Origin of the sequence: Bacteroides sp. 41_26, from assembly GCF_949740115.1 — a bacterium.
Classification (GTDB): domain Bacteria; phylum Bacteroidota; class Bacteroidia; order Bacteroidales; family Bacteroidaceae; genus Bacteroides; species Bacteroides nordii.
Genome location: NZ_CATJGZ010000113.1, coordinates 1 through 24,625 on the forward strand (window position 1 = coordinate 1; position 24,625 = coordinate 24,625).

The 24,625-nt window shown below is 40.8% G+C and carries 10 protein-coding genes; all 10 read right to left on the reverse strand.

From position 1 onward, the window contains the following. Nucleotides 1-157 precede the first annotated feature (157 nt). Nucleotides 158-1,786, reverse strand: coding sequence for a PHP domain-containing protein (locus QX565_RS17100; protein WP_289293652.1), 1,629 nt, complete (start codon nucleotides 1,784-1,786; stop codon nucleotides 158-160). Between the two features lie 164 nt (nucleotides 1,787-1,950). Next, on the reverse strand, nucleotides 1,951-3,558 hold the full coding sequence (locus QX565_RS17105) for a sulfatase family protein (RefSeq protein WP_221648546.1): 1,608 nt from the start codon (nucleotides 3,556-3,558) through the stop codon (nucleotides 1,951-1,953). A 134-nt stretch (nucleotides 3,559-3,692) separates the two neighbouring features. After that, on the reverse strand, nucleotides 3,693-5,702 hold the full coding sequence (gene hepC / locus QX565_RS17110; protein ID WP_289293654.1) for a heparin-sulfate lyase HepC: 2,010 nt from the start codon (nucleotides 5,700-5,702) through the stop codon (nucleotides 3,693-3,695). 132 nt (nucleotides 5,703-5,834) lie between these two features. After that, nucleotides 5,835-7,121, reverse strand: coding sequence for a DUF4995 domain-containing protein (locus QX565_RS17115; protein WP_221648544.1), 1,287 nt, complete (start codon nucleotides 7,119-7,121; stop codon nucleotides 5,835-5,837). A 197-nt stretch (nucleotides 7,122-7,318) separates the two neighbouring features. Beyond that, nucleotides 7,319-8,971 (reverse strand): RagB/SusD family nutrient uptake outer membrane protein, encoded by a 1,653-nt coding sequence (locus tag QX565_RS17120; protein WP_221648543.1) that lies wholly within the window; start codon nucleotides 8,969-8,971, stop codon nucleotides 7,319-7,321. A gap of 13 nt (nucleotides 8,972-8,984) precedes the next feature. Next, nucleotides 8,985-12,122, reverse strand: coding sequence for a SusC/RagA family TonB-linked outer membrane protein (locus QX565_RS17125; protein ID WP_414429708.1), 3,138 nt, complete (start codon nucleotides 12,120-12,122; stop codon nucleotides 8,985-8,987). Between the two features lie 34 nt (nucleotides 12,123-12,156). Beyond that, nucleotides 12,157-14,292, reverse strand: a complete 2,136-nt coding sequence (locus tag QX565_RS17130; protein ID WP_289293658.1) for a surface glycan-binding family protein — start codon at nucleotides 14,290-14,292, stop codon at nucleotides 12,157-12,159. Between the two features lie 389 nt (nucleotides 14,293-14,681). Next, nucleotides 14,682-18,680, reverse strand: coding sequence for a hybrid sensor histidine kinase/response regulator transcription factor (locus tag QX565_RS17135; RefSeq protein WP_502874524.1), 3,999 nt, complete (start codon nucleotides 18,678-18,680; stop codon nucleotides 14,682-14,684). Nucleotides 18,681-18,965: 285 nt separating this feature from the next. Then, nucleotides 18,966-20,651, reverse strand: coding sequence for a RagB/SusD family nutrient uptake outer membrane protein (locus tag QX565_RS17140; RefSeq protein ID WP_289293662.1), 1,686 nt, complete (start codon nucleotides 20,649-20,651; stop codon nucleotides 18,966-18,968). 20 nt (nucleotides 20,652-20,671) lie between these two features. Continuing rightward, the gene (locus QX565_RS17145; protein WP_221648538.1) at nucleotides 20,672-23,920 is read right to left on the reverse strand and encodes a SusC/RagA family TonB-linked outer membrane protein; all 3,249 of its coding nucleotides are present in this window, start codon (nucleotides 23,918-23,920) and stop codon (nucleotides 20,672-20,674) included. Nucleotides 23,921-24,625 lie beyond the last annotated feature (705 nt).

The following is a 24,625-nucleotide window of genomic DNA, read 5'->3' on the forward strand; positions in this document are numbered from 1 at the left end:
CAGTGAAGCGTCAAAAAGGGGCGATTGTTTGAGCGAAGCGAGTTCGAGCCCCTTTAGCGGAACGCAGGAAGTGAGTAGGAGAAAAAATGCAGCCTTGATTCTTTCTTTTGGTATCTTTTCTTTCGCATCAAGGCGAAAGAAAAGTACATTATACAATTTAAACTCTCTCCGCCCAGATCGGTGAACTCCATGCCCACTGCTGATCGCGTTGGCGAACCCGGACATAGTAATAATCCGTATCCTTTTGCGGTTCTTTATCTTCCATAAAATGCTCTACAGTATAGCAGCTTTCGGGCATTGCACGGTTGAAAAGAATGGCTTCGCTCAACCAGCCTATCATGAAATGAGAGCGTGAACCTTCGAGTAATTCGCCTAAAGTATGTTCAAACTTCTTGCCGTTAAACTCCGCTGCCAGAACTCCGTCTTTAGGCATTTCCAGTTCAAGGATGACAGCCTGCATAGCGGGAGTGGTTACGTTCGGATTTTTACTGGAGTACATATCGAGTTCTGTTTCCTTCTCATTGGTAGAAAGGATACGATTTACATGTGTATGGAATTCTGTTTCACCCTCTTGCGGAGAAGTAAATGCAGCGCCACGGAAACAGGGGGTTACGCTCACGATACGTCCTTTATTCACTGCGAGTTTACCTTGCCAGTGTACATATTTCTCTTCGCGATTCCAGCCAAAGTCTACTTTTACTTTACAGTGTACAGTGTCACCTTCGGGCATTATCGGAGTCAATGGTCCATTCAGGCGGGCAATGCATTGTCCGTTTTTCACGATATCTACATAGTCGATACAGCTTTCACCTTCTACGTTAACATAGATGCGACGGCTGTTGCCACGTACTACGTCTCCCATGAATGCATCATTCAGGCGGAAGTCAATCTTAATTTTGTCACCGGTCGCACCACATACATGACGGCTTTTCAGAGCATCCCAGATAGCATCCCGAGTCAGTGAAGGAGCCAGTACACCGATACGTCCGTCACCATAGCTACCGGGATAGCCCGAATGTTGGTCTGTTGAGCACATGATACCAAACTTATTGCCACGATCCAATCCGTATTGCACGGTTCCTTCCCACTGGCGTGGTCCCATATCGTGCAGATAGTTATAATCTCCCTGATCACTTTCTGCCAGTCCGTGACGAGAATACATTTCAACGAACGGAGTCTGATCTCCTTCTGTGAAACAATCCCAGTTATATCCACGGTATCCACCCTGATAACCCATATGGTGCGGGGTGATAAATACCTTCTCATTTTTTAGTTTCTCTTTCCATTCCTGTACAGAGGTGCACTCAACGAGTGGCACATCAATGTCATGCCACAGTGCCACGTGGTCACCGTGTGCCATGCTATGGCATTCGTATCCCGTAAAAGTAAGGAATTCTCCTTCCTTATTATACTCTTTCGTCATAGCGACGTATTTGTCATAGTTACCTTCACGCAGACGTTTGAAAGCACCTGTGTGGTAGTCTATCACCCATTTCAGACGAGGATCATCAGCTCCGGGAATATCCGGCCACATGGCATGTGGAGTCACTGATACAAAGTCCAGTTGTTCTTTTGCTGCTTCAAAAGCATCGCGCATATCACCATGTCCGTAAGTGATGTTACAGTGATTATGTAAGTCACCCCAGTACATTTTAAGGTCACTTGCTGATGGCATGATTTTTTTAGCCTCTTTGCTACCTGCTGCACAAGCACCGAGCAAGCTACCGGATGCGGCCAGTCCCAGGAAGGACCAACCTGTGTTTTTAAGAAAACTTCTTCTGTCCATAATAATATTTACGATTAGACGATTTACAATTTACGATTGAAATAACTTTGTTTATATATAAGGCAGCGGAGAGATTTACGATTAGACAATTTGCAATTAGGATTATTCTTCTGAAAGAGGAAATATCAATCGTAAATTGTCAATTGTCCAATCGTCTAATCTTTTCACCTGTTGTGCATCATTCGTCTGTCTCCTTTGAAGAGTTCTTTTACCTTCTCTTCCGGGTCAGTATCATTATATTGTTTCTGTGTATCTTCCAACAGCTGCATGAGTTCTTTTTGCTTCTCTGCATACTCCGGTTTATCAAATACATTATTCATTTCGCGCGGGTCTGCTTTCATATCATACATTTCCCATTCGTTGATGTCATTGTAGAAATGAATGAGTTTGAAATCCTGTGTGCGAATGCCGTAATGACGTTTCACAGAGTGCTCTGCCGGATATTCATAATAGTGATAATAGGCAGCCTGACGCCAGTCTACCGGAGTTTTGCCTGCATTATCCAGGATCGGTTTCAGAGATTTACCCTGTATATCCGAAGGGATATCTGCTCCTGCATAATCTAGGAAAGTAGGAGCAAAGTCTACATTCATGCTGATTGCACTACTTGTACTTCCTGCTTTGATACCTTTTGGGAAACGGATTATCAGTGGCATACGTTGGCATTCTTCATACATAAAGCGTTTGTCAAACCAACCATGTTCACCCAGGAAGAAACCCTGATCCGATGTATAGACGATGATTGTGTTATCCAGTTCTCCAATCTCTTCCAGATAGTTCATCAGGCGTCCGATATTCTCATCTACTGCCAGTACTGTTGCCAGATAATCGCGCATGTATTGCTGATATTTCCAGCTGATAAGTGCCTTTCCTTTTAAGTTTCCTTTGTGATACTCGGCAATACGTTGTGCATAGACTGAATCCCATTTGTCCTGCACTTCTGCCGGCATGCGTTTGTATACGCTGTACAGGCGATTGGTAGTATCTTTCAGCATTTCGGCACGTGTGAGTAACTTCAAGTCCCAATCGTTCGTTAATGTATGTTCGATAGACATATCCTGTTCACGTGCTGCACGCCCACGTCCTTCGTAATCATCGAAAAGGTTGGCTGGCTCGGGGAATATTGTGTTGTTGAATATACCCAGATGCCGGGGGGCAGGCATCCAGTTGCGATGAGGCGCTTTCTGATGATACATCATGCAGAAAGGTTTTGATTTATCGCGGTGTTCAAGAAAGTTGATTGCTTTGTCTGTGATAATATCTGTGGCATATCCTTTCTCGACAACAGGTTTACCCATTTCAAGAAAATCCGGGTCGTAATAATCACCCTGTTCATGTTGTCCGCTCAGAATACTCCAGAAATCAAAGCCTTGCGGTTCGGTGATAAGATGCCATTTGCCGATCATGGCAGTTTGATATCCGGCTTGTTGCAGTAGTTTGGGGAAAGTCTGCTGATCGCCGTTAAAAGTACTTGCATTGTCAGTAAAGCCGTTCTCATGGCTGAATTTACCTGTCAGGATACAGGCACGGGATGGACCGGAGAGTGCATTGACTGCATAGCAGTTGTCGAAGCGGATACCTTCATTGGCAATGCGGTCCATATTCGGAGTTTGGATAAGATTACCACCATAGCATGACATGGCTTGTGTGGTATGGTCGTCCGTCATCATGAAAATGATGTTAGGGCGCTTGAGTTCTTCCTTTTTTTCTGCGCACGAGGCAAGACTCAGTGCGGCAAGTGGAAGGATGAGTTGAGAAGAATTGCTTTTCATAATGACCAGTTATTTAGTGGTTAGTGATATGTGATTAGTGATTAGTGACTAATGATCAGTGATGAGTGATTAACGCCATGCGGTATATAGTGCAGCTGGCTAATCACTTATCACTAATCACTAACTACTCATCACTAATCGCTGATTTTATATTTCAATGACTGTTTCTTACCGTCGATCTTCACTTCTACTTCCAGTGTATTTTCGTCAAACTTCTTGTTTTTGAAGCTTGCTGACAGTTTGGGGGCTTTGGTACTGTCTTCAGTCGGGTAGATGATAGTGATATAACGTACGGCCTCTTCTTTATCTTTGTTTACATTGAAGGCTACAGCCGTACGCTCAACGCGCTTGCGATAAGCAGTAGAGCGCCATCCTTCTTCTGTTTCCAATGTTGTGCCTTTCGGAGCAAAGCATTGTAGTTTCACATTACTGTTACCTTCAAAGTCAGAAGTGAGTGTCATTGTTTTTGGATCAATATTCACTTTACCTTCGCACAGTTGGTAGTGTAGATTTACTTTGCCTTTGGCAGTACCTACGGCTTCGTCTACAATCACAAAATATTTATTGTCAACGAAGAATATAGAACGACGGTGTTTCAAATCTTTGTAGCTGGGGTTTTCAGTTACTAATATTTGTACGTCACCTTCCGGTTGCCAAAGTTTGGTTACAGATTCTGTGGTCTCTAATGTTTTGTTATCAAGTGTCAACGTATTGTGGACCATAGTCTGGCGGAACCAGTTACGTAATTTCATTACTTCACCTTCACCGGCATATACGTATGCACCACTGTCGGGGAACAGATTTTTACCATTAAACCAAAGCTCAAATGTACCATTATCCGGTTGGCAATGCCAGAACGCTTTTGGTCCGGCTTTCGCTACCATTACTGTAGCGTCTGTATTCCATGAATTGCGGAAAGTAAAGAAGCCTGATTTCAGGAAACCTTTTGATAAGTTCTCCGGTTTCTTTCCTTGTTTACCTTCTGTAGCAAACCAAAGTATCTGCTCATTTTTGGGGAAGATTTTTACCCAGTCTTTGTAGTTGTTGATTTCAGCTGGTTTATCACCCAATTTAGCGTCACTGAAGCAAGGATTAGAATAATCAGGGAAACAGATGTTACTATAGAAAGTAATCATTGATTCGATGGTATCCAGATAACCTTGCGGGAATTCATTACGGAATCCGTTTACATCTGCCATGCGCAATGCCTTGCAGAAGATATTGATAGCTGCCAGGTGATAGTGCGGGTCAAGTTCAAACTGTCCGCCATCTTCGTATACCTGTACATGAATTTCGCGATTCAGGATATCGATACCGCTTTTTCTCCATGCTGCCGCTTCTTTGAATTCGGGGAAGAAGGCTCCTGCATAGATCATACGTTGTGCCTCGAACAATAAGTGATTGCCCTGGTCCGAATAGTTATTCAGGATATGTACAGCATGTTTGTGGTAATTTACAAGGAATTCTGTGAGGAAATCCGGAGTAAATGATGAAGAGGGGAGGAATAGCAGGAACTGGCTTGTCTGGTCTTGCAGACGGTTACTCACTTCCAGTGGACGCCATGCAAAGCGTACGTTTTCAGCATTTCCTTTCACTTCACCTGCACTGACAAGTTCGTAGTGTTCTTTTTCCATCTTTGTCAGAGGATTCTTCTTGATCCAGTCGATATACTGAAAAGCCCATTCTTTTGCATACTTTTCGTCACCGGAGATGCGGTAAGCCTTTCCCATCGGAGTGAACCATTTGTGACGGTGCAACTGCCAACGTAATTCATTGTCTTTCACCGGCCAGTATTGCCAGTTAATGTCTTTACCGTAGTTGTAAGAAGGCTGATAACCTTTATGTACAAAGAAAGTGTGTTCTAAACCATCGTCGGCCCATTTCTGCTCCTGTTTGCTGATTTTAAGGTTTTGCAGATCGATATCCGGACTCTTCACATTGGTCCGTGCCCGATAGTAGTCGAGTAATGCTTTGGCAGCATCTTCATTCTTACCCTCTTCGTGAAGGGCTTTTACTTTCTCAAGTCCCGGATAATCCAGGTTGAGGAGCGAGAATACTTCGCTTTTCAATTCCTGGGCACCTGCTTGGCTTGCAAAACATGCAATAACAAGCAGAGTGATTAATTTAAATGTTTTGTTTAACATGATAATTATTTATGTTATAGAGTTATAATGTTATAGGGTTATTATGGGAATTATAATGTTATAGAGTTATAGGAACTATAATGTTATAGGATTAAGTCCTTAGGCTTATAGCCCTATAACTCCATAACTTTATTATAGCTTCTTATATTCTATCCCTTTTACATCCATAAAGCGTTTCAAAGCTTCCATGTAGTAATAGTCTGCGTAATTCAGCGGAGTGTCGATTTCTGAGCCATTGGGTAGTGAACCGGTAGAGTGCATCAGAATGAATCCCTGGTTCTCACCTGCTTTGGCCAGATATGCATCGCTCGAGAGACTCTTCAGGATTTTCTCAGCATAATCCAGATATTTCTTCCCATCCGGAACCATTGTACTCATTTCAATGAGGGCAGAAGCTGTTACAGAAGCTGCTGAGGCATCGCGCGGAGTTCCTTCACCTTGTGCATCATAGTCCCACAAAGGTATGGCATCATCTGTTTTTACCCGTGCCATGATCATATCGGCAATTTTAGTAGCAAAATTCAAGTATTCTTTGTCGCCAGTTTCACGATAGCAGGATACGTATCCGTATACCGCCCATGCTTGTCCGCGTGCCCATGAAGAGTCATCGTTTTTGCCCTGGTGAGTCTGTCTGCGTTCCACTGTACCATCATTGTTGTAGCTGATAACGTGCCAGCAGGTATAGTCCGGACGGAAATGATATTTCATGGTAGTCTGTGCATGTTTGATAGCAATGTCTTTGTATTTGGGGTTACCTGTCATTTTGCTGGCTGTGAATAACAGGTCGAGATTCATCATGTTGTCGATGATAACCGGGAAGTTCCATGTTCCGAAATCCCATGAACGGATTGCCCCAATTGACTCATTAAAACGTGAACAAAGGTTTTCTGCTGTTTCCACCATTACAGCGGAGATGGTATCATTGGGTGATAAACGTTTTGCGTTGCCATAGCTACAATTTATCATAAAACCAAGATCGTGTGTACCCGTATAGTAGCGTACCGGATTCAGCATATTTGTATATTTAACAGCTTGTGTTTTTAATGCATTATCACCTGTCAGCTCGTAAGTATACCATAACGTTCCGGGAAAGAATCCGCTTGTCCAGTCAAGTAGTCCGCAAAGACGGCGTTTCCCTAACTTGTATGCCTGAGGATGAGTACGAAGTGAGTCCTTAAAAGTAAGTGAATCTCGTTCTAATTGCTGACAAAGGAAATTCATATCATAGCCGGTCCAGATGGAACGTGGCATTTTTGTTGAGTCAGCAATTTCTTCAGCTGTGAGTTTGAGCTGTGCAGAAGCTACATCAATGCCTTTTTTAATCCAGCTGTAGTCTTCCTTTGGAGTGGTGTTGCACGATGACAGAGCAACGACCGCAAGCGAAGCAAAGAGCACAAGGTTCTTTTTCATGTTATTCATTTTTTAATAAGCAGTTGTTAAATGTGATTTTGTTATATTGCAAATGTACTCAATCAGAATGTATTTTTATTGTACGAATGTTGAAAAGGAATTGGAATAAGTCCACTATAGTATTACTTTTGTTGAATTTGCTATTAATATTATACAAGAGGGTGCTCTGTAGCACCCTCTTGCTTTACTTTTATAGTAATTCCGAATTAATTCCAACCCGGGTTTTGTTTGAACTGTTTCATAAGATCTTTGTCTCTTTGCGGGATGGGAAACAGTTCGTGTTTCCCCTTCTTTGTAAAATCGTATGCTATGTAATTTGCATTTGGGAACCATCTTCTCAACTGTGTATCTGTTTCATCAATTGCTTCTGCATAGATTCCCCAGCGTACAAGATCTTGGCGACGATGTCCTTCAAAAGCAAGCTCGTATGCACGTTCTTTGCGGATGGCTTTCTGGAAACCTTGATAATCGAGCCCGGCAGGCAGGTCTGCAATTTCACTTGCTGCGTCTACCGGAAGTCCGAATCCGCGGCGGCGTACCATATTTACAGCGTTGTAAGCAGCATCATTGGGGGCTCCCTTCCATTCATTCAAGGCTTCTGCATACAATAGCAATACATCTGAGTAGCGTAGGATGTACCAATTTATGTTGGAACGTTCACCATTGATCAGTACATTACTTTTGCTTACATACTTTTCTGTATCCCACTTAGCCGGAGTAAGAAGTTGCCAGTTTTTTTGGTCTTCGTCCGGGCCTTTGGTTGAATACGGAGTTTTTACAGTACCCACATATTTATAGTCGGCGATAGAGAGATTACAACGCAAATCGTTTTCTTTATTCTCCCAGTCACGGTAGAAAGTATAGATAACTTTCACATTACCTGCATTACGTCCACGTACACCTGGGATTTCGTTTGCAATCACGCCGTTCCACTTACCAATACGCCCTACGGGATCTTCGCTGTTTGTACCTGTTACGGTAGGGGCATAGAAACTTACTTCAATTAAGCTCTCTTCAGGGGCCCACACACCGTTGCAGGTATTTTTCCATAATTGTTCATAATTTTGCAGTAAGCTGTGTTTTTTAGATTCGATAAGTGTCTGAGCAGTCAGTGCAGCCTGTTCCCATTTAGAAGTGTCATGTACAGGATATCCTGCCCATGTAGCATATACTTTAGCCAACAATCCTAAGGCAGCTCCTTTTGACATGCGGAAGCTACTCTCTTTGCGTACATCGTCCTCGGTTGAATATGGCAGGTTCTCTGCTGCAAACTTCAGATCATCTTCAATAAAACGGTATACTTCAGCCGGGTCTGCCTGTACAAAAGTAGACGGATGCTGGTTAGACATCTGGGTATTTTTCATGAGTGCGATATTACCATACCAGCGAACTAATTCGAAGTAATATAAACCACGTAAAGCTCTTGCTTCTGCCATATAGATATTTGCCAGCTTCTTATCGCCTTCTGTATAGTTACCCACTTTACTTTCCAGGGTTTCAATAAAATCATTGGCATTGTAGATGGAGTTGTACAATGTAGACCAGGTAGACTGAACACTGGAGTTACTTGTGGTGAAGGCATTGGCCGGGATTTCACGGAATGCATTTGTCGAGTTACCTTCACATTGTGCAATGTCATTGGTGATATTAAACAATATAGATAGATTGTAGCTATACAGTGCATCAGTCACCATATTGCGATAAACACCCAATAACACGGTTTCTGCTTCTGAAGCATTGTTCATGTATTTCGATTTATCAACTTCTACAGCTGACTCTTCCTCAAGCATGTCTGAGCAAGAGGAGAGGGAAGTGGCACACATTAATGCCGCGAATATATAATAGGATATCTTTTTCATTGTTGTCATTTGATTAGAATTGAATATCAAGTCCGAATGTAATTACTCTACTCTTTGGATATGCCCCCCAGTCAAGTCCGGGAGTCATCGGGCTGCTGCTTGCTGTACTTACCTCAGGGTCATAGCCGCTATAACCCGAAATACAGAAGAGGTTCTGTCCTGAAGCATATACGCGTAATTTAGAAATATATGCTTTCTTTGTCCAGTTGACAGGAAGTGTGTAACCCAGTGTCACATTTTTCAAACGCAGGAATGAACCGTCTTCAATGAAACGTGAATATAGTTCATTTTTTACGTATCCTTTGGCCGAAGGTACTCTGTTGGAAGCATTGGTCGGAGTCCAGCGGTCGGCAACCTCTGCCAGCTGATTGGTACGTTCGTTCTGAGTTTGGGTGGCATAAAGGCGGGTTGCATTGTATACATCATTACCATAATTGAATTGGAACATGACACTCAGGTCGATGCCCTTATAGTTAAATGTATTAGTGAAACCACCATACCATTTGGGAATAGCATTACCAATTACCGTACGGTCGTTAGTGGTGATTACACCGTCACCATCCTGATCTTTATATTTCACAACACCCGGAGCCAAAGGACCGGTAGTATAGCGATCATTACGTGTCACACCCGGTTTTAGTTGATGTGAACCGTTTGGAGTAGTAATAAAGTCGGAGCTTTGATATACACCATCAAATTCATATCCATAAATTAATCCCAAAGAAGAACCTACGGTAGCTACGTAATCGTAGTTTGTAAAGTCAGAGCTGAATCCCGAACGGGAATACATCGATTGTACTCCTGACTGGAGTGATTTCAATTCGTTGCGAATGAATGAAATGTTGAAATCTGTTTGCCAGGTAAAGTTACGATTCTGGATGTTTGTACTGTTCAGGCTAAGTTCGATACCGCGATTCTGAATCTTACCAATGTTTTGGTATTGAGAAGAGAATCCGGTGACATGTGCCAGACTCTGTGCCAGTAACAAGTCTTTCGTGTTTTTGATAAAGAAATCAGCTGTCAGGTTCAGTCTGTTGTCAAGGAAGCCCAGGTCAAAACCTAAGTTAATGGTGGTAGAACCTTCCCATTTCAGATTTTCATTTTTCAGTTGTTTCGGAGTTAGTACAGTAACTGTGCTTCCACCTACACCATATTTGCTCTGTTCGTATAAGTCCATAGATAAGTAGTTGGATATACGGTCATTACCTACTGTTCCCCAGCCAAAACGTACTTTAGCATTTGAGATGAATTCCAGGTTCTTCATGAAATTTTCTTCAGAAACCCTCCATGCAGCAGAGAATGAAGGGAAATATCCCCATTTATGCTTTTTAGAGAATACTGTAGAGCCGTCAGCACGTACAGTGGCAGTCAACAAATAACGATTGTTGTAACTATAGTTACCACGGGCAAAAAATGATACCAGTGTTTTGTCGCTGTATGAAGTAGCTACTTTACTTGGCGTTGCACCAATACCTAAATTGTCATTACCCATGTTGTCAAAAGGGAAATCTTTTGCCTGTCCTAACAGGTATTCAGAACTTTTGAACGAGATCTCCTGTCCCAACATTACGTCATAAGAATGTTTTTTGATTTTCTGTTTCCAGGTAAGGTTGTTATAGTTCGTCCAACGCAGGTCACGTCCCATTTGAGTCTGACCATAAGGTTTCTGTCCGTTACGGTAGGCTTCTTTTGAACCATTTTTATAGAAAATGTTCGTGCGGGTATTGGTTGTATTGTAAGTTCCGGCTGTTTTGAATGTTAACCCTTTTATAATTTCCCAGGTTACAGACAAATTACCCGACCACATTTCAGAACGTTTTGTATTCGTAACAGATTGAGTCTGCATAATAGGATTTACCTGTGCGAGGCTTTCGCTACTTTCCAACTCTAATGGGTCGATAGCAGCTGCCAATAGTTCTTCATTGGTTAATGCAAGACCACCGGTAGGACGCGCACTCAAAATTTGGGCCAGCATGTTGAAACGACCGGAATCTCCGGATGTTCCTGCACCCTTCTTGTTTGTATTTGAATAGTTGATAGTAGCATCGAAAGATACATTTTTGGTTACTTTCTGATTCACACGGAATTTACCGGATGTTTTATCAAATCCACTATTGTTGAAAATACCATTTTCATTGTAGCGGGAGAATGAAAGCGTATACTTCGTATTGTCATTACCACCCATTACAGACAGGTTATGATCTTGTGACCAGGTCGGGCGGAATGTTTCACCTTGCCAATCTACGCCTTGTACACCGATATAATCATCCATAGACTGGTATCTGTAGGGAACGCCATTGTCATCTTCGCCGGTTTTATAATACGTATTTGCATATTTACTGGGATTAACTTCCATCTGTAATTTTACAAATTCATACGGATCCAGCAAATCCAGTGTCTTGGAAATCTTACGGTAACTTGTAGAACCGTTATAACTTACTACGGGGCGGCCGGTTTTACCTGATTTTGTAGTTACCATTACAACACCATTGGCTGCACGTGCTCCATAGATGGCAGCTGAGGAAGCATCTTTCAATACCTCGATTGATTCAATGTCCGAGTTGGCGAGATAATTAATATCGTCTACCTGGAAACCATCTACAATGTACAGTGGAGAAGCATCTCCTGTCATTGTACCGATACCGCGTACTTTGATATCAAAACCAGAACCGGGTGTACCGTCTGTTTGTGTGATTTGTACACCGGCTACCTGTCCTCCTAAAGCTTCCATTACCGAACCGGTCTTGAAGCCTTCAACATTTTTGGCAGATACCGATGATACTGATCCGGTCAGGTCCGAACGCTTCATTGAACCATAGCCTACTACAACCACTTCATCCAGCATTGCATTGTCCGGAACCATTTTGATATTCAGTGTTTTCTGATCCTGTATTTTTATTTCTTGTGGTTTATAACCAATATAAGAAACTGACAATACATCTCCCTTTTTGGCGGTAATTGTAAATTTTCCATCCAGATCGGTTACTCCTCCATTGGACGTTCCTTTCACCATTACGGTTGCTCCGATCAGTGGGAAATCTGTTTCGTCAACTATTACTCCCTTAATTGTATTCTGGGCATATAAGCTGATTGACATAATCAGAGCTAAGAGGGTCATCCACCCTCTTTGGCTCATAGCTTTATTTATCATTGAATTACTCATTATTTATAATATAAGATATAGATTAAAATTTCTCATCAAACCAAACAAGAATCGGGTAAATCTGATTGCCGCTACCTAAGCCGGCACTGGCTCCATTGGTTACAAATGTAATTTGTCCACTCATGACACCATTGGCATATGTTTTATCCTCGCCGATCCATTTACCCGGATTGATAACCAGTGACTTGTCTGCAGGATCTATATATCCTAATGTTACGGCTGATGAACTGGCATTATCATAGTAAGACATTGGTGCTCTTGCTTCGTAATTAGGCTTCTTATTGACAGCAGTATAGTAATTACGCCATACCTGTGCCATAAAGAAGTTATTCGTTGCCTCATCATTCTTTATCTGTCCGCTGATGTGGCTTTCGCTTCCGTTGATATTGTAATAGCTAAAGTTACGTCGATAATCCATCAATACTTTACTCTCATCTGCTCCTGTAACAGTCGGAGTTACAGAGCGTCCCCCTGTTTTGGGGTTTACCTGAAGTACGAATGGAGTATAATTGATAGTTACATCTTTTACTGGCGCTGCAAAATGGAAGAATACAGGTACACTTACTGATACGGCTTCGTCACCTTCACCGGCTGTAGCTGTCACCATAATCATGCCACACGTTGCATCTTTCCATGTAATATTTGCCAGATTCAATGCACCGTCTTTACCTACTTTACCATTACTCATGTTGAGTTTGTTCTGTACTTTCCAAGTTACTGTAACGCCTTCCGGAATATCTGTTTTCGGTGCGGGGATAATAGCTTTAGCCAGCTCTTCGGCAGAGTTGAACCTGTATTGGAAAGCGCTACCTTCGGGTAGTCCCAGGTTATTACCATAGGTAATGGTAGTAAAGAAGTTCTTATTCTTTTCAATAACGAGTGTAAAGGTAGTGGTCTGTTCCCCTTTTACATTTTTGGCTTTTACAGCTACTGTATAGGTACCTACAGGAATTGTATTACCTTTCTTTGCGGTAATGGTACCTGTTGTCGCATCAATATTCAGTTGTCCCTGAAGTTCAGCAGCCAGTTCACCTAATTCAAAGGTTACTTCGTCACCTTTGAATGCGTCTGTATGTGCAATGGTGAATGGGGTTGCCTGTGTTTTCGTTGCGTTCTCATAGGTAAAGTTTTCAATCGGAGCAATAAAACCAACTACTTCCAGTGTAAATACGCTTTCGAATACTTTATCTGCTTCTTCTGTTGTATTATAGATGTTTTTTACATTTACATCTATAACATAGGTTTCGCCTGCTTTGAAACTATGTCCTTCTGCTACAGAAATGACACCTGTTGAAGCATCAATTTTAATCTTGTCTGTAGCAGGAATTATATTGGCAATGCGATAAACAACACCTTCCAATGAACCTTTTAGTGTAGGTACATTGGTGGTGTATGAAGTAGGACCTTCGGTAGCTTCTTCCATCTTACCTTTATTGGGAGTATAGGTCAGAGCTAATGGCTTGGAAGTGATGTTAAAGGTCACAGCATCTGCAAAAATACCTTCTCCGGCTTCTGTCTGTAGCTTTAAAGCTACTTTATAGATACCCGGTAGAATATCACCTTCATAGTTCTTATTAATACTGACTTCACCACTTGCGTTAACAGTGAAGTAGTCTTTGAAATCACTTTCTGCAATGGAGTATTTGCTGATAGATACATGTTCACCTTCCGTTTTTACCTGTGCTTTGGCATCTGAAGTCTTCACCTCAGCATAGTCAATTGTCAACAGGTTGGGTTCTACTGTGATACCTTCTGGTACAGGACGCATCATGTTGATAGATACGGCATCTGCAAAGTTATATGTCTTTCCGTTGGATACACAGGAGATAGAAAGATGATACAGTCCGACAGCCAGATTATCGCTATTCTTGATTTCTATTTCACCGGTTGTAGCATCAATAACGAAGCTTTCGGTGTTTATACTTTCATTTTCAAGAATAATTTTAGTAATTGTAAAGTCTGCCGGAGTCGCACCAATATAGGTAGGGGCGCTTATTTTTGCATTCATTGAAGGGCCGATATCAGTCATTCCCGAATAATAAATTGCAAAAGGAGTCGAATCTGTAGTTTCTGTGTCCGAGCAGGAAGTCCCGGCCAGAATCAGTGATGTAACAGTCAGGATTGCTAAGAAACCTGAGGTTAACTTTTTAAAATTCATTGTTTCTAGATTGTTTTTAGTTAGTTTGAAAATGATAGTTAAGGTCTAACATCTGTTCCACAGGCATAGATATTTGACTGCTGAACGTGTTAGTAATAGCTGAAAGATAGGTCGCTTCCAACATTTTCATGCCGGAAGAACGTTCATTAGATAAAAGAAAAAGATGTTTCATTCAGGTAATTTGTTAATAAAGATTCTACATGTCATTTTATTATGTAGCAAAGTTATATTAACGCATACTCCCAAATAATTCAGGTTGTATCAGCTTTATTTAAAAACGACTCTTTTTCTTTTAATTTTGTGCAGTGGGATATTAGTCTTGTCGAATTACCCCCTTTGAAAGGGGGTAAGAGCTGTCATTGTGTAGTATATCGTACGAAGAATAGATATTATCCTTTTCTTTTCTTTATGTATTCCGTAGGCAAACATCCGAAATATTTCTTAAAGCTTGTAGCAAAGTAGGAGGGAGTATTAAAACCTACCATACTACTTACTTCAGATACTGTATATCTTCCGTCCTTTAATAATTTACATGCTTCATTGAATCGGATTTTACGGATGAAGTCGATGGTAGATTCTCCGGTAATTGCCTTTAATTTCAGATGTAAATTAGAACGGCTCATATTCATCTCGCGTGCAAACTCATCGGTAGAGAATTCAATATTATCCATATTCTTTTCTACGATAGCCACAGCACGTTTTAGCAATGCTTCGTCCATGGCATTGAATGTTATTTTTTCCGGTTCTACTTCCAATGATTTGGAATAACGCTCAAGCATTCTGTGTCGCGTTCGTAACATGTTCTGAATTTTTGTCATCACAACGCTCAATGAGAATGGCTTCGGAATATAGTCATCTGCACCTACCTGTAATCCCTCCATCTGATCTTTTACTTCACTTTTTGCTGATAGTATGATTACTGGTATATGGCAGGTTCGTATGTTTTGTTTGATAGTTTTACACAGTTTAATACCATCCATTACCGGCATCATAACATCTGTCACTACTACATCTACATCTTTTTCTTTCAGAATTTCCAAAGCCTCTTCGCCATTATATGCTCCTATTGTATTGAACAGTTCGGATAACCCTTGATTCAGATAGTGAAGAATTTCTTTATTATCTTCTACAATTAAGATTGTTCCTCGTTTCTTATCACCTGTTTCCACTACTTCTTTTTCTACGGTTGCTGTGTCAATGAAGTACATGTCTTTCGGATTTGTAGTGTGTACTTTGGCTTCTTCCTCCGTATCTGAAGCTAATTCTGTCGGATTGTATATTGCAGGATCTTGTGGCAGGTAAACAGAGAATGTACTTCCTTTACCTTCTTCGCTTTCCAACTCTATATGTCCATGGTGTAGTTCTACCAGTCTTTGCACCAGGGATAATCCGATACCACTTCCCACATACTCGCTTTCTATTTGATAGAAACGCTCAAATATTTTGGCTTGTTTATTGATAGGAATACCTATGCCTGTATCACTTACCTGTAATAACAGAAAATCGTTTTCCTTTTTTAATGTAACTGTAATACTTTGTCCTTCATGTGTGTATTTGAATGCGTTTGAAAGCAGATTGTTTACAATCAGTTCAAGATAGTTTGTATCGAAAAGCATTTCTTTATCTTCTACTTCCGAATGCAAAGTATAATGAATTTTTTTCTGTTTAGCCAGTTTATCATAGAATAAGAAGTTATCTTCTACTAATTGGTGCGCATTTCCTATTCTCGCTTTCAGTTCAAACACTCCCAATTCTGCTCTGCGGTAATCCATTAATTGATTTACCAGATAGAGCAGGCGATTGGCATTACGTTGTATATAGTCTAACTGATTGCGTGTCCATCGGTCACTAATGCGGCTGATTATTTCTTGCAATGGTGCCATTATTAATGTTAGTGGAGTACGCAATTCATGGGATATATTGATAAAGAAGCGCATCTTCATCTGATTAATTTCTTCCTGATGCTCTTTGTCCATTCGTTCCATTGCCAATTTGGCTTCCATATTTTTGCGCATCAGGAAGAAGCGGAATACAAACGTAATGAATCCGGTAAATGTGGCAACAAATAAAAGAATTGCCCACCACGTTTTATACCATATAGGAAGTACCACGATTTCAAGCTGAGTTGGTGTTTCGTTCCACTTTCCGTCACTATTGGCTGCTTTTACGAGGAAGTTGTAGGTTCCTTGCGGTAGATTGGAATAGGACACAGGCTGTTTGTCGGTCAGATAATACCATTCTTTGTCATATCCTTCTAGTTTGTAGGCAAATGTATTGTGTTGCCCCGAAATATAATTGGATACTACAAAATCCAGTGAAAAAGCCGACTGGTGAGAACTTAGCGTAATGCTTTCTGTATCTGCAATGTTCCGTGTCAGTATTTCTGTTTCATCATCCGGGCGTACTATTTTATTGAATAAGCGAAGCCCCGTAATTACTACCGGAGGAGTGTATGGATTGTCTATTAGTAACTCCGGCCGGAAAGTCGTGATTCCGGCAATACCACCAAAGTACATCTGTCCGGTCGAAGTACGGCAATAAGAAGATGAGTTAAACTGATTACTTTGTATTCCGTCTGTCTGCGTGAAGTTACGGAATTTCTCTGTTTCCGGATTGAAACAAGTCAGTCCCCGGTTGGTACTCATCCACAGACGGCCAAAGGAGTCTTCCAGTATTCCATAAAGTACATTATTGGGGAGTCCGTTGGCTGTTGTATAATGTTTTATTGTATTTTTCTTTTCATTATAACTGTATACTCCTTCACGTGTTCCTATCCAGAATACATCATTTTGTGTTTCATATACGCAGTTGATAAATGCTCCTGCCAATGAAGAAGTTGGCTCAATGAGGTGAAGGGATTCTACTTCTCCGTTTTCTACTTTATAAATGCACAGTCCTTCTTCACCTCCTACCCAGATACGTTGCCGGGAGTCGCGGAAGAGAGTGGTGATACGACGGTTGGGAATCTCATTCCCGTTTTTTTCTTTATCAATGACGGTAAACAAACGTTTCTCTGGATTGAATCGTATTAATGCCTTGAGAGTTCCTAACCAGAGGCTCTGTTCTCCATCCGGTAATATAGCATATACGTTGTCATCCAGCAACCCGCTATTGTGCATATTGAAATGCTCGATGCGTCCTGTATTGCGTTGGAGTACACTTAGTCCTCCAGCATGTGTGCCGATGTATACACGCCCTTTTTTCTCGTCTACATATACTGCCTTTACATTATTGGAACCGATACCTTCTTTATTGCCTTCCTGCAGAGTATAATAAGAGAAATGCTTTGTTTTAGGGTTGTATAGGTTAAGCCCTCCATCATTGGTTCCTATCCATAGATTACGTTCCTTGTCTTCAATTATGCAGCTTACTACATTATCGTTCAGCGAATTCTGATAAGGAATTCGTGTGATGTTACGGAAACGATTTTTCAGTGGGTGATAATAATTGAGTCCTCCAAAGTAGGTACCTAGCCACATACCTCCTTGAGAGTCCATAAAAATGCTACGTACGGAACTTTGTGACAAACTGCCATCTTCTACCGGGTTACTGCTGAAAGATACAAATGAATCATGCCCTTCATGATAGATATTCAGGTCATTGAATGTACCGATCCATAATCTGTTTTGCGAATCCAATGCAAGTGAGCGGATAAAATTGGAACTGATGCATTGTGGCGTTCCGGGAGAATGACGGTAGTTTTTTACTTCTCCTGTTTTGGGATTCAGCAGGTAAAGTCCGGCTCCTTCGGTTGCTACCCATAAACGAGTAGGGGATTGTAATAGAACTGCTTGTATTTGCTTATTATCCAGTGCTTTGGTTACTGTACTTAATCGACCTGTACTAATGGAATATTCAAATAATCCATTATTTGTGCCAATATATATATTTTCTCCTTGTCTGCTGATAGTGGAGGCTTTTAATTGATGCATCTCTGTGCTCAGTTGATTATCTATAAAGCAGGTGTCTTTAACGTTAAATAACAATAGTCCTTCCTGCGAACTGATGAGGAGTTGTTCCGGATTGATTTCCGCAATGCCGTTTACTTGTGTGTTCTTACCGTTTTTCTTATAAAAGAAATTTCTAAATAAATCTTTTTCTTCATTGTACCATGATAGTCCGTCCCGTGTACCTATCCATATACGTCCCTGACTATCGGTCATAACAGTACGGGCTATATCATTGGCTATACTGTGTGGATCAGAAGCATCATGCTGATAAATAGTAAAATCATATCCATCGAATTTATTTACTCCATCATAAGTGGCAAACCACATATTTCCTCTTTTGTCTTGTGCTATAGAGAAAACGGTACTTTGCGACAGTCCATTGTTGAGTGATATATGAGAAAACTTGATGCTTCCGTTATCATTAGCAGAAAGTGTCATTATCCCTATTACAGAGAATAATATAAATAGATAAATACGTTTAATAAAACTCATCCTGATATATTCAAATACAATTAATTACATTAATTATTTTAAAACTATTCATTCACAAAGATAATAATAACGGATGGTATTATACTATTTCTTTGATAACAAATAACATTTCTGTATGGTAAGAGTGGGTGAAAAATAAAAGTAGGAAGAAAACGGAGTTGTCTTCTTCCTACTCGATTCTATTAAAAACTGATGGAGTGTTTCGCCAGGGCGAAAAGAACTTCTTTGGGATTAATATCCCGGATTCTGAGAAACAGAACCTAATGTTTCGCGTACTTCGCGGGCGGGGATAGGATACAGCTCGTGTTTTCCGCTAACAAATCTTGAACCGGCTGCGAATGCATAGTTGCTTCCTAGTCCTTCCTGACCGTTATAGTAATCAAGGAAATTCTGATAAGTAGTTGCTATTGTTTCTTTTAGGAGATTCCAACGTATAAGATCAAGTCGGCGGTTACCTTCGAAACAAAGTTCGCGTCCGCGTTCGGCTACAATGAATTTGAAGAAATCATCTTTTCCGGTGAAATCACTTGTTTTCAGGTCTACATCTGCGTTTGCCGTTAAATATGGTTTGCCAAAAGCACGGCGACGTACCTGGTTAACACGTTCAATGGCTAAATCGTTCGGACCGTCATTCAGTTCGTTTTCAACTTCTGCACTCATCAATAAAACGTCGGCGTATCGAAGTAGCGGGAAGTTGACATCGGTATTGTTATTGTCTTTGATAGCAGCTGTCTGCCAGTTACGGCGCCATTTTCCGGGCGACCAGTTCTGACTGTTCTTTTCGGCTATTTCTACAATTTTACTGTTGGCATTGATGCTGAATGTGGCTACTGCTACATCCCGGCGCAAATCTTTCTCATCAAAAGTCTCATAAAAGAATTTATGTGTTTTGATGAATGAGTTAGCACGTCCGTAAATGGAGTTTACATTGATTTCAGGACCGTTATATGTTCCCATATTGCTGGCTCCTGCATTCTGTCCGGTTGGATTATAGAATGATATTTCACAGATGTTTTCAAACGGATCGTATTTTAGTTCACACATGTTGCGGAAGTTCTTTTCATATCCACTGGAGTATGTACCGTCTGCGTCGATCAGCCCATGTTTGCCAGAAGATATCAATTCGTTTAAAACTGTTTGTGCTGCCTGGTAGTATTCTTTATAGTTACCGGGACGTTTGATTGATTTATCCTGATAAAGTGAATATCCTCCGCGGAATAAATAAGCCCGTGCTAGTAATCCCATGGCTGCTCCTTTTGAGAGTCTTTCTCCTTTCTGGTTGCTGTCATCACACCACAACAGGCCCGGTATTGCTTCTTTTAAATCAGTTATAATTTGTGCATACACTTCATCCCGGTCTGTTTTTGGGAGTTTAAAGTTATCCCCGTCTTTTGACGGATTAAGCTTCAAAGGCACATCTCCCCAAAGGCGTACCAAGTCGAGGTAGCACATGGCACGCATACACTTGGTTTGAGCTACCAGACGATTGAATACCAATTGGTCACTTTCTCCATTAATTACCACATTTTCTTTTTGGTCCAGAATTGTGTTGGCACGGTCTATTCCCTGATAATACAATTCCCAGGAACTTTGTAGCCAGGAGTGTTCTGCATAGGCATTATAGTGACCTAAGTCGCGGGCGACATGCCCCGTACCGGCTCCTTTTACATGAGCGATGTCTGTATCACAATCTCCGTATACCTGCCAGTATTGTCCGTAAGTGGTAATACTGCTGAAAGTTTCGTATATACCATTAACGGCCATTTCCATTTTGCCAGTAGTATCGAAATAAGTATCTGCGCTGTATTTTCCGTAAGTTTCTTCTTCCAGCTGATCAAGACAAGAGGTAGAAATAACTCCTGTGAAGAGAGCGAATGCACTTACTTTTATTATATTTACTATTCTATTTGTTTTCATAATTTCAAATTATTATCAGGTTAAAATGAAAGGTTTAATCCGAATACGAATGACAAGCTTCTTGGATAAGCACCCCAGTCCACACCCGGAGTCAGACCTCCGTTCGGTTTGGTATTAACTTCCGGGTCATAACCAGAGTAACCAGTAATGGTGAACAGGTTGTATGCAGAAGCATACACACGGAGGTTACTGATATATGCTTTCTTCAGCCATGTTTTCGGGAAGGTATAACCGAAAGTGACATTGTTCAGTCGTAAGAACGAAGCGTCTTCTACATATCCGGAATGGAAAGCCAGATTGCTGGATCCTTCGATGGATGCATAGTTTGCATTACGGTTGAGGATGGCAAGCTTTTCAGGATCTTTGAAAACATTGGCACCTGTACCGTCAATATACGTGAAACGTTCGGCAGCATTAGCCAATGAATTACGATTCTTATTATTCATTTTGGTAAAATACATCTTGTTAGCATTGTACACATCACCGCCAATCTGGAAATTCAAACCGATAGAAAGATCGAAACCTTTGAAAGTGAAGTTGTTGATAAATCCACCGATAATATCCGGAGTTGCATTTCCGATTACGGTTTTGTCGTCAGAAGTGATACCTTTCACGCCGTCTGTATCTTTAAATTTCCAATATCCGGGTTGTATGCTGGCATCATAAGAATTGCCTTCTCCGTTCAGTACATATCCTCCGTTACCGTTGTTTGCAGCATTATCCCAATGGAAATCTTCCACCATATAGATTCCTTTTCCATCCAGCTGATAGCCGTACATCTGTCCCATGGATTGTCCTACAGCGATGATATAATCGTCGTCATTAAATTCTGATACAGTTGACCATCCGGAACGTTCAGTGAAGTAATCAGCGTCGGCCAAGGCTACAATCTTATTCTTGTTGTGAGCAAAGTTCAGATTACTTTCCCAAGTGAAGTTTCTGTTTCTGATATTGATGGTATTAATAGAAACTTCAATACCACGATTGCGCGTTTCACCCACATTCTTCATTACGGTTGTATATCCTGATAATCCTGGAAGTTTGGAGTTCAGTAACAAATCCTTGGTCTGGTTATTATAGATATCGATAGTGGCCTGAATACGTTGGTCAAGGAATCCCATTTCAAGACCTAAGTTGGCTGTAATGTTAGTTTCCCATTTGAGGTTCGGATTAGGAAGCTGTGAACTTGCATAAGTCGGAACTAATTGATCTTCGTAGCTGGTGTTGCCGGAACCCATGATGGCTAATGAACGGTAACTACCGATATTGTCATTACCTGCCATACCATATCCGAATCTTACTTTCAGGTTTGAGAACACATTCAGATTTTTGATGAAATCTTCTTCAGAAGCACGCCATGCAATAGAACCGGCTGGGAATACTCCCCATTTATTGTTCTTACCGAAACGATTGGAACCATCTGCACGAACGGTTACAGTAGCAAGATATTTACTTTTATAGTTATAGTTAGCACGTCCGAAGAAAGATATCTTACGGTATTTGTAATGTGTCGTAGAAGGTACATTAGGGTTTGTTCCCAATGAAAAATCGTCAAAACCAAAGTTTACATCAGGGAAATTGGTATTTGTCACTGATAATGTTTTTGTTTCAAGCATATAGTCTTCCTGACCTACCAACATATCAAACGAGTGTCCGTTCTTAAGTTTCGGGGTATAAGTCACGGTGTTGTTATATTGCCAGCCGTTATAGTCATTGATGTTCTTTGTTCCGTAAGGGGCTCCACTATTAATAGCCTGGCGACTCTGTGCCTGATAGAATACATCATTATTCAGGCGACGTTCGCGAAGACCTACAGAACCGCGATAGATGAGATTGTCTAATATTTTAAACTGTACTTCTCCATTGATTTGTAGACTCTTATTTTCTTTAGTACGTTCTTCTGCCTGAATGGAGATCAATGGGTTTTGCATCTGGTTACCACTGTCTTCATCAGTAATCGGGTCACGTTGGAGGGTTAACAAATCAGAGTCGTTACCATATTTACCAATAACAGGACGATATTGGAGGATATGCTGCATACGGCTGAAATATCCGGATTCGTTCAGAGAACCCAATCCTTCAGAAGTTTCGTTGCTGTAGTTAGCATTGAAGGTGACTTTTAACCGTTTGTTGACATCCTGTGTAAATTTAGCACGGATATTGGTACGGGCAAAACCACTTCCCTTCATAATTCCGTCATCACTGGTACGTGCTATTGAAATGTTGTAACTGGATGTTTTGGTTCCTCCGCTGATACTTACTTTGTGGTTTTGAGAAATGGGGCTGTTACTACCGAATACTTCATCCTGCCAGTCTATACCTGCACGATTACCATAAACACTTGGAATGTTTTGATAAGCTGCATACATCTGATCTAGAATAGCACCCCCGTTTTCATCATAAGGATCTGCATAATATTTCAGATAAGTTTGCTTGTCGGAGTCTGCACCGATCATAGCACGTTCATATTCCAGTTTTGCGAATTGTTCTGTGCTCAGAAGATCAATTCTCTTGGTCAGCTTCTTGAAACCCACATACATATCATAGCTAACGGTTGCTTTGCCTTCCTTACCGGATTTTGTTGTAATAAGGATTACACCGTTTGCTCCTGCAGAACCATAGATGGCTGTTGATGATGCATCTTTCAATACATCAATAGATTCAATATCACTCGGATCGAGTCCGTTCATACCATTTTCACTTTGAAAACCATCTATAATATATAGAGGTTCATTGCTCTGTGTGATTGACATTCCACCACGTACGCGTACTGAGATTTCTGCGTCGGGAGAACCTTGAGATTGGATAACCTGTACACCGGCAATTTTACCAGCTAATGCCTGTGTTACACTGGAAACCGGTATTTTGCTTAATTCACCTCCCTGAACGGAAGATACAGAACCGGTTAAGTCACGACGCTTAGTGGTAGCATAACCAATTGCCACAACTTCATCCAGTTGAATAGAGTTAGGGACCAGAGTCACATTGATCTGACTACGACCATTGACCGGGATTTCTTGTGTATCCATACCTATATAGGTGAATACCAATACGTCTTTTGCTGCATTATTTACTCTTAATGAGTATTTTCCATCGATATCAGTGATGGTACCTGTGCCGGTGGTACCTTTTATTACTACATTGGCACCGATTACTTCAAATCCGTCACTGTCTATTACTTTACCTGTAACAGTAAGGCTCTGTGCCTGTATGTTAAGGCCGACAAATAGAAAAATTGCCGTGAAAAGGAATTTTTGAAAATTTTCCATAACAATTAAATAAAGGTTGAATTTTGAATTTTTATCTGCCCCAAAAATATTGCAAATCTTTAAAACAATTAATTCCTAATGTCTTTAGTTTATTTAAAAATCGCTTTATGTCTTTCACTTTTGTTTATAACTCTTTCATTTATGTCTAAAAAACGTGATAAGAGCTTAAGCTATTGCGCTTTTATATAAATTGGGTGATAGATATGCTGTAGATAATCACTGTTATTTTTCTCTTTTTGTGGTATGTTTTTTAACGTGTTCGATATGAGATTGATTCAGATATCCATCGTTTTTTCGTGTATAGAGGGATTAGTTTGGTTGGTGAGTAAAAATACCTCTTCCTCTCTCTACATTTTATGAACAGGCTGATTGAGTTTTATGTGAGGAGAACGTGTGCCAAATTGTAGTATACAGAGGAAAATCTCACTTTATCACAAAGCTACTGATTTGATACGTTCCGCACATTGTTTCTTGTTACATTAACATTGTTAACGTCGCTTTTTTAACAAGATGGGGCTTATATGCAAGATTGTACACTTTAGTACCTCAATATTGTACAATCTTGCCATGCAAAAGTGTACAATATTGAGGTACTAAAGTGTACAATTGACTATGCCTGTATTCACTTTACACATTTTGGTTAATATCTACTGTTTTCCTTCACAGTTTCTTGATTGTTTTACTGTTTCACTTTACACCTTCAGG

Coding starts and splice junctions, on each gene's coding strand:
- QX565_RS17120 (WP_221648543.1), bottom strand. CDS start 8,971: ATGAAAAAGATATCCTATTATATATTCGCGGCATTAATGTGTGCCACT.
- QX565_RS17145 (WP_221648538.1), bottom strand. CDS start 23,920: ATGGAAAATTTTCAAAAATTCCTTTTCACGGCAATTTTTCTATTTGTC.
- QX565_RS17140 (WP_289293662.1), bottom strand. CDS start 20,651: ATGAAAACAAATAGAATAGTAAATATAATAAAAGTAAGTGCATTCGCT.
- QX565_RS17125 (WP_414429708.1), bottom strand. CDS start 12,122: ATGATAAATAAAGCTATGAGCCAAAGAGGGTGGATGACCCTCTTAGCT.
- QX565_RS17130 (WP_289293658.1), bottom strand. CDS start 14,292: ATGAATTTTAAAAAGTTAACCTCAGGTTTCTTAGCAATCCTGACTGTT.
- QX565_RS17105 (WP_221648546.1), bottom strand. CDS start 3,558: ATGAAAAGCAATTCTTCTCAACTCATCCTTCCACTTGCCGCACTGAGT.
- QX565_RS17100 (WP_289293652.1), bottom strand. CDS start 1,786: ATGGACAGAAGAAGTTTTCTTAAAAACACAGGTTGGTCCTTCCTGGGA.
- QX565_RS17115 (WP_221648544.1), bottom strand. CDS start 7,121: ATGAATAACATGAAAAAGAACCTTGTGCTCTTTGCTTCGCTTGCGGTC.
- QX565_RS17135 (WP_502874524.1), bottom strand. CDS start 18,680: ATGACACTTTCTGCTAATGATAACGGAAGCATCAAGTTTTCTCATATA.
- hepC (WP_289293654.1), bottom strand. CDS start 5,702: ATGTTAAACAAAACATTTAAATTAATCACTCTGCTTGTTATTGCATGT.